At 69.6% G+C, this 13,430-nt stretch carries 11 protein-coding genes; 6 read left to right on the forward strand and 5 right to left on the reverse strand.

What is annotated here, in order from left to right; all coding sequences use genetic code 11:
- Positions 1-105: 105 nt before the first annotated feature.
- Positions 106-1,956, forward strand: coding sequence for a flavin-containing monooxygenase (locus tag JNB61_RS10975; protein ID WP_220339637.1), 1,851 nt, complete (start codon positions 106-108; stop codon positions 1,954-1,956).
- A 141-nt stretch (positions 1,957-2,097) separates the two neighbouring features.
- Here JNB61_RS10975 and JNB61_RS10980 read toward each other — a convergent pair whose 3' ends face one another.
- Together JNB61_RS10980 and JNB61_RS10985 are read right to left on the reverse strand one after the other, a co-directional pair.
- Positions 2,098-2,334 carry a hypothetical protein gene (locus JNB61_RS10980; RefSeq protein ID WP_220339638.1) on the reverse strand — a complete coding sequence of 79 codons (237 nt, stop codon included), beginning with the start codon at positions 2,332-2,334 and terminating at the stop codon, positions 2,098-2,100.
- Positions 2,335-2,676: 342 nt separating this feature from the next.
- On the reverse strand, positions 2,677-4,779 hold the full coding sequence (locus JNB61_RS10985) for a glucose PTS transporter subunit IIA (protein WP_220339639.1): 2,103 nt from the start codon (positions 4,777-4,779) through the stop codon (positions 2,677-2,679).
- Positions 4,780-5,158: 379 nt separating this feature from the next.
- Between JNB61_RS10985 and JNB61_RS10990 the strand changes: the two genes are divergently transcribed.
- The gene (locus JNB61_RS10990; RefSeq protein WP_220339640.1) at positions 5,159-6,052 is read left to right on the forward strand and encodes a phospholipase; all 894 of its coding nucleotides are present in this window, start codon (positions 5,159-5,161) and stop codon (positions 6,050-6,052) included.
- 65 nt (positions 6,053-6,117) lie between these two features.
- Here JNB61_RS10990 and JNB61_RS10995 read toward each other — a convergent pair whose 3' ends face one another.
- From JNB61_RS10995 to JNB61_RS11005, 3 genes are all read right to left on the reverse strand, one after another.
- Complete coding sequence (locus tag JNB61_RS10995; RefSeq protein ID WP_220289111.1) at positions 6,118-6,825, reverse strand: DUF899 domain-containing protein; 708 nt, start codon at positions 6,823-6,825, stop codon at positions 6,118-6,120.
- Between the two features lie 539 nt (positions 6,826-7,364).
- Complete coding sequence (locus JNB61_RS11000; RefSeq protein WP_220339641.1) at positions 7,365-8,981, reverse strand: solute symporter family protein; 1,617 nt, start codon at positions 8,979-8,981, stop codon at positions 7,365-7,367.
- Positions 8,981-9,364, reverse strand: a complete 384-nt coding sequence (locus tag JNB61_RS11005) for a DUF485 domain-containing protein (RefSeq protein ID WP_220289113.1) — start codon at positions 9,362-9,364, stop codon at positions 8,981-8,983. Before JNB61_RS11005 ends, JNB61_RS11000 begins: the two co-directional genes overlap by 1 nt.
- Before the next feature lie 180 nt (positions 9,365-9,544).
- Between JNB61_RS11005 and JNB61_RS11010 the strand changes: the two genes are divergently transcribed.
- The 4 genes from JNB61_RS11010 to JNB61_RS11025 are packed head-to-tail and all read left to right on the forward strand — an operon-like array spanning position 9,545 to position 13,411.
- A complete protein-coding gene (locus tag JNB61_RS11010) occupies positions 9,545-10,783 on the forward strand; it encodes a sensor histidine kinase (RefSeq protein WP_220289114.1) in 1,239 nt (412 codons plus the stop codon).
- Positions 10,780-11,523: a LytR/AlgR family response regulator transcription factor gene (locus JNB61_RS11015; RefSeq protein ID WP_220289115.1), complete on the forward strand. Its 744-nt coding sequence runs from the start codon at positions 10,780-10,782 to the stop codon at positions 11,521-11,523. Before JNB61_RS11010 ends, JNB61_RS11015 begins: the two co-directional genes overlap by 4 nt.
- Positions 11,520-11,933, forward strand: a complete 414-nt coding sequence (locus tag JNB61_RS11020; protein ID WP_220339642.1) for a hypothetical protein — start codon at positions 11,520-11,522, stop codon at positions 11,931-11,933. Before JNB61_RS11015 ends, JNB61_RS11020 begins: the two co-directional genes overlap by 4 nt.
- Positions 11,930-13,411 (forward strand): sodium/solute symporter, encoded by a 1,482-nt coding sequence (locus JNB61_RS11025; protein WP_220339643.1) that lies wholly within the window; start codon positions 11,930-11,932, stop codon positions 13,409-13,411. Before JNB61_RS11020 ends, JNB61_RS11025 begins: the two co-directional genes overlap by 4 nt.
- The last annotated feature ends 19 nt before the right edge of the window (positions 13,412-13,430 follow it).

Below are 13,430 nucleotides of genomic sequence, written 5' to 3' on the forward strand. Positions count from 1 at the left end.
AAGAGTAGACGCGGCGGCTTGCGTACTGCAACACGCTGCAACCGTTCCGCCGCGTCCGCCGGCGGGGTTCACTCGTCGTCACGGGACGATCGCAAGGAGGCCATCATGACCCGCACCATCGACGACGTCGAGACCTTTTCCCCACCCATCACCCCGACGGTCTCGCCGCAGGCCATCGCAGAGGCATGGTTCCAGCGGTTCGAGACCGCCCTGAGCACACGGGCGGTGGCCGACGCGGCCGCTCTCTTCGCCGCCCGATCGTTCTGGCGCGACCTCGTTGCCTTCACGTGGAACATCACGACCGTCGAGGATCCGGCAGGTGTCGAGGACCTGCTCGCCGCGAACCTGGACCGCGTCGCAGCGTCGGGCTTCGCGGTGAGCGAACCGCCGGCGCAGGACGACGGCGTCGTCTCGGCCTGGTTCACCTTCGACACTTCGGTGGGGCGCGGGCGCGGGCTCGTGCGCCTGCGCGAGGAGGACGGGGAGTTCAAGGCCTGGACCTTCCTCACGACGCTGTTCGAACTCACCGGCTACGAGGAGCCCCGTGGCGACCTGCGCCCGCGCGGCGCGCAGCACGGCGCAGACCGCGAGCGCGTCACGTGGGCGGAACGCCGTGAACGCGAGCAGGCCGAGCTCGGCACGACCGTGCAGCCCTACGTGCTCGTGATCGGCGGCGGTCAGGGAGGCATCGCGCTCGGCGCGAGACTGCGACAGCTCGGCGTGCCCGCCCTGGTGATCGATGCCCATGACCGGCCAGGCGACCAGTGGCGCGGGCGATACAAGTCGCTGGCCCTGCACGACCCCGTCTGGTACGACCACCTGCCGTATCTGAAGTTCCCCGATAACTGGCCGGTGTTCGCCCCGAAAGACAAGATCGCCGATTGGCTCGAGTTCTACACCCGGGTGATGGAAGTGCCCTACTGGTCGCGCACGACGGCGATCTCGGCCTCCTACGACGACGAGGCGAGGGAATGGATGGTCCACGTCGAGCGGGACGGCGAGCCGCTCCTGCTGCGCCCGACGCAGCTGGTGTTTGCCACCGGGATGTCGGGGAAGCCGAACGTGCCGGTCTACCCTGGGCAGGACGTCTTCCGCGGCGACCAGCACCACTCGAGTCGCCATCCCGGACCCGACGCCTACCGCGGCAGGAAGGCCGTCGTGATCGGCTCGAACAACAGCGCGTTCGACATCTGCGGCGCATTGTGGGAGGCCGACGCCGACGTGACCATGGTGCAACGCTCCTCGACCCACATCGTCAAGAGCGACACCCTCATGGACATCGGACTCGGCGACCTATACTCCGAGCGCGCGCTGCGTGCGGGGGTGACCACCGAGAAGGCCGACCTCATCTTCGCGTCGCTGCCGTACCGGATCATGCACGAGTTCCAGATCCCGCTGTACCAGCGCATGGCCGAGCGGGACCGCGAGTTCTATGAGCGTCTCGAGCACGCCGGGTTCCGGCTGGACTGGGGCGACGACGGCTCAGGCCTGTTCCTGAAGTACCTGCGCCGCGGCTCGGGCTACTACATCGACGTGGGGGCCGCGGAGCTCGTCGCCGACGGCAGCGTCGCCCTCGCCCACGGCGATGTCGACCATCTCACCGAGGACGCGGTGGTGCTGCGCGACGGGACCGTTCTCCCCGCCGACTTGGTGGTCTACGCCACCGGGTACGGCTCGATGAACGGCTGGGTCGCCGACATCGTCAGTCCCGAAGTCGCCGACACCGTGGGCAAGGTCTGGGGCCTCGGTTCCGACACCACGAAGGACCCCGGGCCGTGGGAGGGCGAGCAGCGCAACATGTGGAAGCCCACGCAGCAGGAAGGCCTGTGGTTTCACGGCGGCAACCTGCATCAGTCGCGTCACTACTCGCTTTACCTCGCGCTCCAGCTCAAGGCCCGCTACGAGGGAATTCCGACGCCCGTCTACCGGCTCGCTGAGGTGCACCACACCTGCTGAGTCTGAGCACTGCTCAGAATGGGGCGGGTTCCGCGACGAAGACGACACGCGGTGCCCGCTCCAGGTAGGTCCGGCCGCTCGGACTGCTCCACTGGAGGTCTCCCCCGGGCAACTGGTGCACGGTCCAGTCGGTCTCGGTCTTCATCGTGTGGTGCCGGACGCGATCTGCGACGCGATGCATCGGAGCGGCATGTCTCGCCGTCGCGAGTCGGCTGAGGCGCTTCGCGACGATTGCTCCTCCGCCAGCGCCCATGCGTCGGCGAGCCGCCAGACCAGGCGTGACTCCTCCACCGCGATGGCAGCGCGAATGGATGCGCAGTCGTCGGCGATGGCATCGACGAGCGCGTTCTCTTTCAGCTGTCGCTCGCGGTCGTCCACAGGTGTGCCCCTCAGATCGGCGGTGCTCTTCGCCGCTCGGCGAGAGCATCGGCACCGCGGGCACTCGGTAATCGATGTGTCCAGTGTGCCAGGGGGCTCCGACATCCACCGCGATCCCGATGCTCACCGGTCCGCGAGCGGTCATGAGCCGGCGGATGTCTCGACCCGGGCACTCGTCGCCTGCCTCGCCACGTGCGGCGGTCCCCGGTCGCCGAGCGCGGAAGCCCTGGCGTGCCACCGGGTCGCGTCAGCGTGATGGCGGCATGTTCCATCACTGGGATGCCGCCCCGGTATGGCATGCGCTGCACCCGGCGAGAACGCCGGGTGCAGCATCCGCGTCTCCTACTCCTTCTGGTCGACCGTGATCAGCGAGCCGCCGACGGCGATGTCGCCCTCGAGCACCGGCGACACCTCGCCGAAGTCGTCGGCGTTCAGCACGATGACGGGGGTGATGAGCGGGTAGCCGGCCTTCTGGATCACCGCGCGGTCGAAGGTGACCAGCGGCGTGCCGAGCTCGACGCGGTCACCGTTCTTCACCTTCACGTCGAACCCTTCGCCCTTGAGATTGACCGTGTCGATGCCGACGTGGATCAGGAGCTCGACGCCGCCGTCCAGCACGATCCCGAACGCGTGCCCGGTCGGCTGGGCCGCCGCGATCACGCCCGCGCCGGGCGAGAACACCGTGTCGCCCACCGGCTCGACGGCGGCCCCCGGCCCCATCACCCCGCCGGCGAACACCGGGTCGGGCACCTCCGACAGCGGCACGACCTTGCCCGCAAGCGGCGACAGCACCTCGATCGACGCCTTCTCGAGCACCGCGGTCGCCATCGGGACGGCGGCCGCAGCCGGGGCCGCATCGGACGCATCGATCGCGCGGGGCTCGCTCGCCTCGACGACCGCCGGCGCCACGTGCTCGGCGGCCGCGGCGGCCTCGGCCGCGTCGCGCGCCGCCTCGAACTCGGCCTGCTGCTCGGGTGTGCGGAAGTTGGACCACAACACCAGGAACATCGACGTGAAGAACGCCAGGCCGATTGCGATCGCGTACAGCCCCGTCGGCTGGAACGCCGGAATGGTCAGCAGCGACGTGAAGACGAAGGCCTGGGTGGTGACGCCGTTCTCCAGGCCCATCAGGAGGCTGCCGATGCCGATCGTGAGGCCGCCGACGAAGCAGCCTACGAGCATGCGCGGGTAGATGCGCTTGAACCGGAGATGGATGCCGTACAGCGACGGCTCCGAGATGCCGCCGAGGAGTCCCGCCGCCAGCGCACCGGTCGCCGTCTGCCGCATCTGCGTGTCGCGGTGTCGCAGCGACAGGATGAGCACGCCGGCGGTCGCGCCGAAGCAGGCGAAGTTCCACGCGCCCATCGGTCCCTGGATGAAGTCGTACCCGAGAGTCTGGATGTTGAGGAGCATGATCGCGTTGATGGGCCAGTGCAGCCCGAGCGGCACCATGAAGGGATACGCGAGCGGGATGACGATCGCGAAGATGAACGGCGAGAAGCTGTTGATCGCGGCGAGGGCCTGGGCCAGCACCGCCCCGACGTAGACGCCGATCGGCCCGATCACGAATGCGGTGAGCGGCATCATGATGAGCATCGCGAAGAACGGCACGAAGATGAGCTGCAGGTTGGCGGTGATGATCTTCCGCAGCAGCTTGTACAGCGGACCCAGCACCGCCGCCATGAGCAGGGGCGGGAACACCTGCGAGCTGTAGTTCGCGATCGGCATCGGGATGCCGAAGACCGGGACGATCGCGACCTGCGCGGCCTCGATCCCGAACAGCGCCGTCGGCTCGACGTCCTGGGCGAGCGCGGTGAAGCCCGGGAGCATGAGCACCGCCATGATCGCGAAACCGACCCACGGGTCGGCGCCGACCTTCTTCGTCGCGTTGTAGGCGACCATCAGCGGCAGGAAGACGAAGACGCTCTGCCACATCAGGTTGATGAAGGCCCACGACGGATCGAGCGTGACGCCCGGCGCGTTCCAGTCCGGAATCACGTCGAGCGTCGCCATGAGCGCCATGAAGGTGATGAAGAACGAGGCGCCCAGCAGGGCGCCCAGGATCGGGCGGAACGAGTCCGACAGGAACTCGAACAGCGAGTCGATCCACGCCACCTTGCCGCGCACGCCCTTGGCCCGCTCGCGCGCCTTGATGGCGTCGATGTCGTCGGGATCGGATGCTGCGGCCCCGCCGCCCGCCATCTCGGGCAGCGCCATGATGTCGTTGTAGACGTTCTGCACGCCGCCGCCGATGACGACCTGGAAGCGTTCGCCGGCCTGCGGCACGGCCCCCATCACTCCCGGGATCGCCTCGACGGTCTTCGTGTCGACGCCGGAGGCGTCGCGGAGCTGGAATCTGAGCCTGGTCGCGCAATGCGTGAGGCTCTCGATGTTTCCGGCGCCGCCGACGGCCTTCACGATGTCTGCTGCGGACGATGTGGCCATGGGTCTCTCCTTCGCCAAGTGTCGTGCGCGATCGACGACGCACCGCACCACGCCGTGCCCGTCGAGCGCAACGCTAGCGGTCTGCCGACGGCGCGCGGAATACCCACGCCACGGCCTCGCTGACGGATGCTGCGACCTGCCGCGTGCAGCCCGGCAGCTGCGCCCGACCGGCATCCAGCGCCTGATCAGGTGGCGCTCGTGAGAGGTTTCTCATTCTCCGATCAGGCCTTTCCCGCAAAAGCTCTCCCACGTTCCGTCCAGGAAACGACCGGGAACCGTCCAGACGCGATGAGGCAGACTCGGGGACTTGTGCGTCCGACCCGAAGGCGCACGGGCGCCGATACCCGCGGCGCGAAACCCGAAGGATCGTACGTTCGTCATGCATTCAGACCAGTCACCTACGCCCGCCCGCCGTTCCCGCCGCCGCTTCTTCGTGCCCGCCGTCGCCACCGGAGCCGCTCTCGGCGTCCTCCTCACGACGGGCCTCACACTCGCCTCTCCAGCCCTGGCTGCAGCAGCGCCGCTGGCCGCGTCGGCCATCGCCGCGGCTGCCGCTCCGGAAGCCACCGCGGACTCCTTCCGGGAAATCCGCGTCGACGCGCAGGGCTCCCTCCTTGCGGCCCGCGTGGCACTCAGCGACGCCGCCTCGATCGCCACCGACATCGCGGCCGCAGGCCTCGACCTCGGCCTCGCCGACACGTCGGTCGACACCACCGACCTCGAGCAGGCCGCGGACCAGCTCTCGAAGCTCGAGGTGGTTCCGGTTCTCCTGGTTCCGGGACTCGCCGCAGACGTGACCGACGCCACCGAGACGGTGAAGGCGCGCGTGACCGAGCTCCGCGAGCACCTCGTCGCCGCCAAGGAGAAGAAGGCCGCCGAAGAGGCGGCCGCCGCTGCTGCCGCCGCCGCTGCCGCCGAAGCGCAGCGCCAGGCCGAGGCAGCCGCCGCGCTCGCCGCCGCAAACACGCCGGAAGGCGCGAAGGCGACCGCGCGCCAGATGGCGGCCTCGCAGTACGGATGGGGCGACGACCAGTTCTCGTGCCTCGAGTCGCTGTGGACCAAGGAGTCGGGCTGGAACTACCAGGCCTACAACTCCGGCAGCGGTGCGACGGGCATCCCGCAGTCGCTCCCCGGCAACAAGATGGCGAGCGCAGGCGCCGACTGGCAGACCAACGCGGCCACGCAGATCGCCTGGGGTCTCGGCTACATCGCCGGCTCGTACGGCACCCCTTGCGCCGCCTGGGGACACTCGCAGGCCACCGACTGGTACTGATCAGTCGCCTTCATCCACACGGATGCCGCACCCCGGCCGCAGTCGCGGGGTGCGGCATCCGTTCGTCAGGCATGGGTGTGAGCGCCCGGCCCGTACAGCTCCGCGACCTGCTGCGACGTGAACCACCCAGCGTATGCGTCGCGCTTCGGCCAGCCCTCCGGCGAGTCCTGCCATTCCTCCTGGCGCCCGTAGGGGAGCACGTCGATGAGCGGGAACGTGTGGCTCAGCTGCTCGGTACCGCGGCCGTTCGTGTGCCAGGTGCGGTAGACGGTGTCTCCGTGGCGCAGGAACACGTTGACGGCGAACCCGCCCCCGGCCGGGGCGTCCACGTCGGCGCCGAACGTGCTGCCGGCGGTGGAGAACCAGTCCATGCGGTTGCCCGTGCGCTCCTTGTACTCCAGCGCTTCGTCGATCGGCCCCTGCGTCACGATCACGAAGCGGGCATCGTACGCGTCGAGGAATTCGAGCCGGGTGAACTGGGACGTGTAGCCGGTGCAGCCCGGGCAGTGCCATTGCTTGCCCTCGAACCACATGTGGTTGTAGACGATGAGCTGGGACTTGCCCTCGAAGACGTCCACGAGCCGCACCGGACCGTACTCCCCCATGAGCATGTAGTCGGGCATCTCGACCATCGGCAGCCGCCGGCGCTGAGCAGCGATGGCATCGAGCTCCCGCGTCGCGGCCTTCTCCCGCACGCGGAGCTCAGCGAGCTCACGCCGCCATGTCTCGGCATCGACGACGGGGGGAAGGGCGTTCTGAGTCGTGCTCTGCATCGGAGCCTCCGAGTGTGCGAGTGCGTATGTTCACACTGTACACATCTGGGTGCCGCGGTCAAGAGGTCGGGCGAAGCGGCGACCTGCGGGTCCCAGGCGATCGATCACGAAAACATAACAACGGGCTCTTGCCAGCGTTATCTGGCCGTTATAGAGTGCTTGCACGGTAGTTGTTTTGCTGTGGCAGCTGCCGGCATGTGATTGCAGGACACTCTTGGTGCAAGGGAAAAGGGCCGGTCGGTAGCCTCTCCGACCGGCCCTTCACTTTGCCGCCTCGACCAGGGGATCCTGTGGCCGATCCCCCGCCCGCCCCCGAGGCCGCCCCGCGACCTCGTGGCGCCTGAGGGCAGCGCGCGTGAAAAGATCACGAAAAGATCACGGCGAACCCTTGTGAGCGTTACCTCACCGTTATAGAGTGACGTGCACGGTAGCTGTTTTGCTGTGGCAGCTACCGGCATGTGATTGCAGGACACTCTTGGTGCAAGGGAAAAGGGCCGGTCGGTAGCCTCTCCGACCGGCCCTTACTCTTGCCCTCTGCGCTAGTGGCTGACCGCCTTCTCCGCACCGATCCCGGTGAGCGAGCGGACCTCCATCTCGGACTGCTTCTTCGGGTCTTCCGAGGTCTTGTCGAGCACGCTCACGATCCATCCGAGGAAGAAGGCGAGCGGGATCGAGACGATGCCCGGGTTCGACAGCGGGAACCAGGCGAAGTCGATCGCGTCGGTCTTCAACATCGACGTCTCGGAGCCCGAGACCACCGGCGAGAAGACGATGAGCACGATCGCCGAGGCGAGACCGCCGTACATGCTCCACAACGCGCCCTTGGTGGTGAACCGCTTCCAGAACAGCGAGTACACGATCGTCGGCAGGTTCGCCGAAGCCGCAACGGCGAACGCCAGGGCCACGAGGAACGCGACGTTCTGACCGTTCGCACCGATCCCGCCGATGATCGCCACGATGCCGATGATGACCACCGTGCGGCGCGCGACCTTGACCTCGGCGCCCGGTGCGGGCTTGCCCTTCTTCACGACCGACGCGTAGATGTCGTGCGCGAACGACGCGGCGGCGGTGATCGTGAGGCCGGCGACGACCGCGAGGATCGTCGCGAAGGCGATCGCCGAGATGAGGCCGAGCAGGAGCGGACCGCCGAGCGAGAAGGCGAGGAGCGGAGCTGCCGAGTTCGGGCCGCCGGGGGCTGCCGCGATGACGGCCGGACCGACGAGAGCGGCGGCACCGTAGCCGAGCACGAGCGTGAAGACGTAGAAGATGCCGATCAGCCAGATCGCCCACACCACCGACTTGCGGGCCTCCTTGGCCGTCGGCACGGTGTAGAAGCGCATCAGGACGTGAGGCAGTGCCGCGGTGCCGAGCACCAGCGCCAGCCCCAGTGACAGGAAGTCGACCTTCGAGGTGTCGGACACCCCGTACTTCATGCCCGGGTCGAGGATGGCGGGATTCTCGGCGACGGCCACGGCCTTGTCGAGGAGCGCCGAGAAGTCGAACCCGTTGAGTGCGAGCACCCACACCGTCATGACGCCGGCGCCCGCGATGAGCAGCACGGCCTTGATGATCTGCACCCAGGTGGTGCCCTTCATGCCGCCGATGAGCACGTACAGGATCATCAGCGCGCCCACCACCGTGATGACCACGGCCTGGCCGAGCTGGTCGCCGATGCCGAGCAGCAGAGAGACCAGGCCGCCGGCGCCCGCCATCTGCGCCAGCAGGTAGAAGAAGCACACGACGAGGGTGGTGGTCGCCGCCGCGATACGGACCGGGCGCTGCTTGAGACGGAACGAGAGCACGTCGGCCATCGTGAACTTGCCGGTGTTGCGCAGCAGCTCCGCGACGAGCAGGAGCGCCACCAGCCATGCGACGAGGAAGCCGATGGAGTAGAGGAATCCGTCGTAGCCCGTCATCGCGATCGCCCCGACGATGCCGAGGAACGAGGCCGCCGACAGGTAGTCGCCCGCGATCGCGGAGCCGTTCTGGCCGCCCGTGAACGAGCGCCCCGCGGCGTAGTAGTCCGCCGCGGTCTTGTTGTTGCGGCTGGCGCGGAACACGATCACCATGGTGACCGCGACGAACGCGCCGAAGATGGCGATGTTGAGCCAGGGTTCGCCGGGCGAGGTGGTCGCCGCTGCCGTGAAGGATCGCATCAGCGCGCCTCCTCTTCCTTCTCGAACTCGCGGGTCTCGAACTCGCCGATCTCGATCTCGTCGCGGATCTCCTCCGCGAGCGGATCGAGGCGCTTGTTGGCGTAGTGGACGTACCAGGTGGTCACGGCGAAGGTCGTGACCACCTGCGCCATGCCGAGGAGCATCGCGACGTTGACGCTGCCGAACACCCGGATCGACATGAAGTCGTGGGCGTAGCTGGCCAGGAGGACGTACGCGAAGTACCAGGCCAGGCACGCGCCCAGCACCGGGAAGACGAAGCTCCGATGCGTGCGCCGGAGTCGTTGGAATTCGGGTGATGCTTGCACCGCGCCGTAGTCGACCTCTGCGAGGTTCGTCCCGGCGCTCGGGGCCTCGTTGCCCATGGCGTCTCTCCTTCGAGGGGGGTCGGCACGCCCGTCGGCCGCGCCGCTGCGTTGACAGTGCGACCATGCTCGTCCTCGGCGGGTGGGACGGGGGGCCGTCGCCGTTCGTCGTCGGTGAGCGGCGCCCATGGTGCGACGAACGGCGGCCGCCCGGCGACGAACGACGGCTACGCTGGCCGCATGCCCGAGTCGATGCTGCTCGCCGCTGCCGCCGGCGTCCTCGCCGGGGCACTCGCGGTCGGCGTCGTGATCCTGCTCCGGCGCATCGTGGTGGCATCGAAGGAGCTCGGCACCGACGTCGAGCAGGCGACGTATCAGACGCTTCACCTCGCGAGCCGCGCTGCGAAGCACCTGCGCGGCGGCATCTCCGAGGGCGACGCGACGCGCGCCGGCCGCCACCTCAAGGCGCTCCTCGGGTGCGAGACGCTCGCTCTGGTAGACGCTGCCGGGCAGGTGACGATGGAGGGCGACGAGGCCCTGCGCGAGATCGCCGGCCGCCTCGCCGACGAGGCCCGCGCGTCCGGTCGCACGCAGATGCAGCGACGGGCCCGGGTCGGCGAACGGGAGACGGATGCCGTGGCCGCACCGATCCTCGCGGGCGGGGCGCCCGCCGGGGCCATCGTCGCCTTCGCGCCGCGCGTGCGGGCAGGGCTCGTGCGGGCGACCGGCGAGGTGGCCGACTGGGTCGCCGCCCAGGTGGAGCTCGGCGAGCTCGACGCCTCGAGGGCCGCGCTCGCCGAGGCCGAGGTCCGGGCGCTCCGCGCCCAGATCAGCCCGCACTTCATCTACAACTCGCTCAACGCCATCGCCTCGTTCATCAACACCGACCCCGCGAAGGCACGGGACCTCGTGCTCGAGTTCGCCGACTTCACGCGGTACTCGTTCCGCCGGCACGGGGACTTCACGACCGTCGCCGAGGAACTCCGTTCGATCGACAGCTACCTGAAGCTGGAGCGCGCCCGGTTCGGCGACCGGCTGAAGGTGACGCTGCAGATCGCCCCCGAGGTGCTGTCGACGGTGGTGCCGTTCCTCTCGATCCAGCCGCTCGTGGAGAACGCGGTGCGCCACGGCCTCGAGGGCAAGGAGGGCGGCGGACGCATCACGATCGAGGCATCCGATCAGGGGGCGTTCGCCGAGATCAGCGTCGAGGACGACGGCGTCGGCATCGACCCGGTCGTGCTCGAGCGCGCGCTCGCCGGCGGCGCCCCGGGCCAGCATGTGGGGCTGCGCAACGTCGATGCCCGGCTCCGGCAGGTCTACGGCGACGAGCACGGCCTCGTCGTCGAGACGAATGTGGGTGCGGGCACGCTGGTGCGGATGCGCGTGCCGAAGTCGCAGCCCGGACGGGTCGCGGCATCCACGGGACCCGTCCGCGCGACGGCGACCCTCGAGCGCGGCGAGGGGAGGCGCGAGGCGTGATCTCCGTGCTCATCGCCGATGACGAGCAGCCCGCGATCGACGAGCTGGCGTTCCTGCTCGGGCAGGACCCCCGGATCGGCATCATCCACCAGGCGTCGTCGGGCGCCGAGGCGATCCGGCTGCTCACGCGCGAGCGCGTCGACGCCGCCTTCCTCGACATCCACATGCCCGGCCTCAGCGGGTTCGATCTCGCCCGCGCCCTGCAGCGGTTCGAGCGGCGGCCCGCCCTCGTGTTCGTGACCGCCGACGAGGAGAGCGCGCTGGAGGCGTTCGACCTCGCCGCGGTCGACTACCTGCTCAAGCCCGTGCGCACGGAGCGCCTGCACCGCTCGATCACGCGCGTCATCGAGGCGATGAAAGCGCAGGCCGCGCCCGCGACGGATGCTGCCGCCGCCGCGCAAGCCGAGCTCATCGCCGTGACCCTCGGTGGGACGACGCGCATGATCCGTCGCGACGAGGTGCGGTACGTGCAGGCTCAGGGGGACTATGCACGGCTGCACACCGAGGAGGCGAGCTACCTCGTGCGGGTGCCGATGTCGGATCTCGAGCGGCAATGGGCCGACACGTTCGTGCGCATCCACCGCTCGTACCTCGTCGCGATCCCGCACCTCGCGCGGCTGCGCCTGGCCGGCGACCACCCCAGCGTCACGGTCGGCGCGGCGGAGCTCCCCGTCAGCCGGCGGTGCCTGCCGGCGCTGCGGGAACGGCTCGAGTCGGCGACGATCCGGCCGCGCTCATGACGGCCGGCGGCGGCGACGTGCACACGGACGGTCATCCGCCCGCCCCTGGCCGGGTGCGCGTGACCGCTCCGCAGGCGGGCTCGGGCGCAGCATCCGTCCGCTCCGCGTCGCCTCAGGCGGACGGGGGGCCCACGAGCGACATCGCGGGCGTGTACGTGCGCTCGCTCATCCGCTCGCAGCTGCGGCTCGGGATCGTGTTCGCCCTCGGATTCGTGGTCGCGACGGCGCTCTTCGTGCTGGCCGTCGCACTCGTGCCGGAGCTCGACACGACGTTCGTCCTCGGCGTGCCGCTGTCGTGGCTGCTCCTGGGGGCGGGGGTGTACCCGCTCGCGATCACGGTCGGCGGGCTGTACGTGCGTGCAGCGTCGCGCAACGAGGCGCGCTACCGGGCGCTCGCGGAGGACGAGTGAACGCCGCCATCGGGTACTTCGCGATCGCCGGCGTGGCGGTGGCGTCGGCGCTCATCGGCTTCTACGGGCTGCGCGTCTCGCGGACGACGAGCGACTTCTACGTGGCGAGCCGCACGGTGCGGCCGTGGTGGAACGCCTCGGCCATCGGCGGCGAGTACCTGTCGGCGGCGTCGTTCCTCGGCATCGCCGGGCTGATCCTGCTCACGGGATCGTCGGCACTGTGGTTCCCGATCGGGTACACAGCCGGGTACCTCATGCTGCTGCTGTTCGTCGCCGCGCCGTTGCGTCGCTCGGGCGCGTACACGATCCCCGACTTCACCGAGGCGCGGCTCGAATCGCTGTGGGCACGGCGGGTCACGAGCACCCTCGTGATCGTCATCGGCTGGTTCTACATCGTGCCGCAGCTGCAGGGCGCCGCCCTCACGGTGCGCATCACGACCGGGCTTCCCGCGTGGGTGGGCTCGCTCGCGGTCGCGATCATCGTCGCGGTGGTCGTCGCCGCCGGCGGGATGCGCTCGATCACGTTCGTGCAGGCGTTCCAGTTCTGGCTGAAGCTCACCGCCCTCGCGATCCCGGTGGTGGCGATCCTGCTCCTCGTCGGCGACGTGCCGCCCGCGCTGCCGCCGGTCGAGGCGTTCCCGCCCAGCGCCGGCCCGGGCGACCTGGAGGTCTACCGCACGGTGTCGCTCATGGTGGCGCTGCTGCTCGGCACCCTGGGGCTCCCCCACGTGCTCGTGCGGTTCTACACGAACCCCGATGGCGTCGCCGCGCGCCGCACGACCGTCATCGTGCTGGTGCTGCTCTCCGTGTTCTATCTGTTCCCCACCGCGTTCGGCTTCCTCGGGCGCGCGTTCGCGCCCGATCTCGCGCAGTCGGGGGACGCCGACGCGCTCATCCTGCTGCTGCCGGGGCGGCTGATCTCCGGCCCGCTCGGCGATGTGCTGACCGCCCTCGTCATCGCCGGGGCGTTCGCGGCGTTCCTGTCGACATCGTCGGGCCTGGTCGTGTCGCTCGCCGGCGTGATCAGCCAGGACCTGCTCGGCGGCAGCGTGCGGGGCTTCCGCATCGCCGCGGTGATCTCGTCGTTCGTGCCGCTCATCGTCGCACTGGCCACCGAGCCCGCGGGACTCGCCGGCAGCGTCGGTCTGGTCTTCGCGTTCACCGCGTCGACCCTGTGTCCCGTGCTCCTGCTTGGCATCTGGTGGCGAGGGCTGACGGCCCGTGGCGCGATCGCCGGCATGCTCACCGGTGCGGTGCTCTCCGGCGTCGCGATCCTGGGCGGCGGACTCGTCGCCGGGCCGCTGCCCGCCCTGCGGCCGTTCCTCGAGCAGCCCGCCGCGTGGACCGTCCCGGTCGCGGTCCTCGTCACCGTGCTCGTCTCGCTCGGCGATCGCCGTGGCATCCCTCGTGGCACCGACCGGTTCCTCACACGGCTGCACGTGCCGGAGCCTGCCGCCACGTCCGGCCGCGGGGGGTGAGCGCGGGGCTCTCAGCGGG

Source organism: Microbacterium ureisolvens (assembly GCF_019511645.1).
In the GTDB taxonomy this organism is placed as follows: Bacteria; Actinomycetota; Actinomycetes; order Actinomycetales; family Microbacteriaceae; genus Microbacterium; species Microbacterium ureisolvens_A.

What these genes read in the sequence shown, in the direction of transcription:
- JNB61_RS11000 (WP_220339641.1), bottom strand. Translation starts at nt 8,981, where the DNA reads ATGCGATCCTTCACGGCAGCGGCGACCACCTCGCCCGGCGAACCCTGG.
- JNB61_RS10985 (WP_220339639.1), bottom strand. Translation starts at nt 4,779, where the DNA reads ATGGCCACATCGTCCGCAGCAGACATCGTGAAGGCCGTCGGCGGCGCC.
- JNB61_RS11020 (WP_220339642.1), top strand. Translation starts at nt 11,520, where the DNA reads ATGACGGCCGGCGGCGGCGACGTGCACACGGACGGTCATCCGCCCGCC.
- JNB61_RS10975 (WP_220339637.1), top strand. Translation starts at nt 106, where the DNA reads ATGACCCGCACCATCGACGACGTCGAGACCTTTTCCCCACCCATCACC.
- JNB61_RS10990 (WP_220339640.1), top strand. Translation starts at nt 5,159, where the DNA reads ATGCATTCAGACCAGTCACCTACGCCCGCCCGCCGTTCCCGCCGCCGC.
- JNB61_RS11010 (WP_220289114.1), top strand. Translation starts at nt 9,545, where the DNA reads ATGCCCGAGTCGATGCTGCTCGCCGCTGCCGCCGGCGTCCTCGCCGGG.
- JNB61_RS11005 (WP_220289113.1), bottom strand. Translation starts at nt 9,364, where the DNA reads ATGGGCAACGAGGCCCCGAGCGCCGGGACGAACCTCGCAGAGGTCGAC.
- JNB61_RS10995 (WP_220289111.1), bottom strand. Translation starts at nt 6,825, where the DNA reads ATGCAGAGCACGACTCAGAACGCCCTTCCCCCCGTCGTCGATGCCGAG.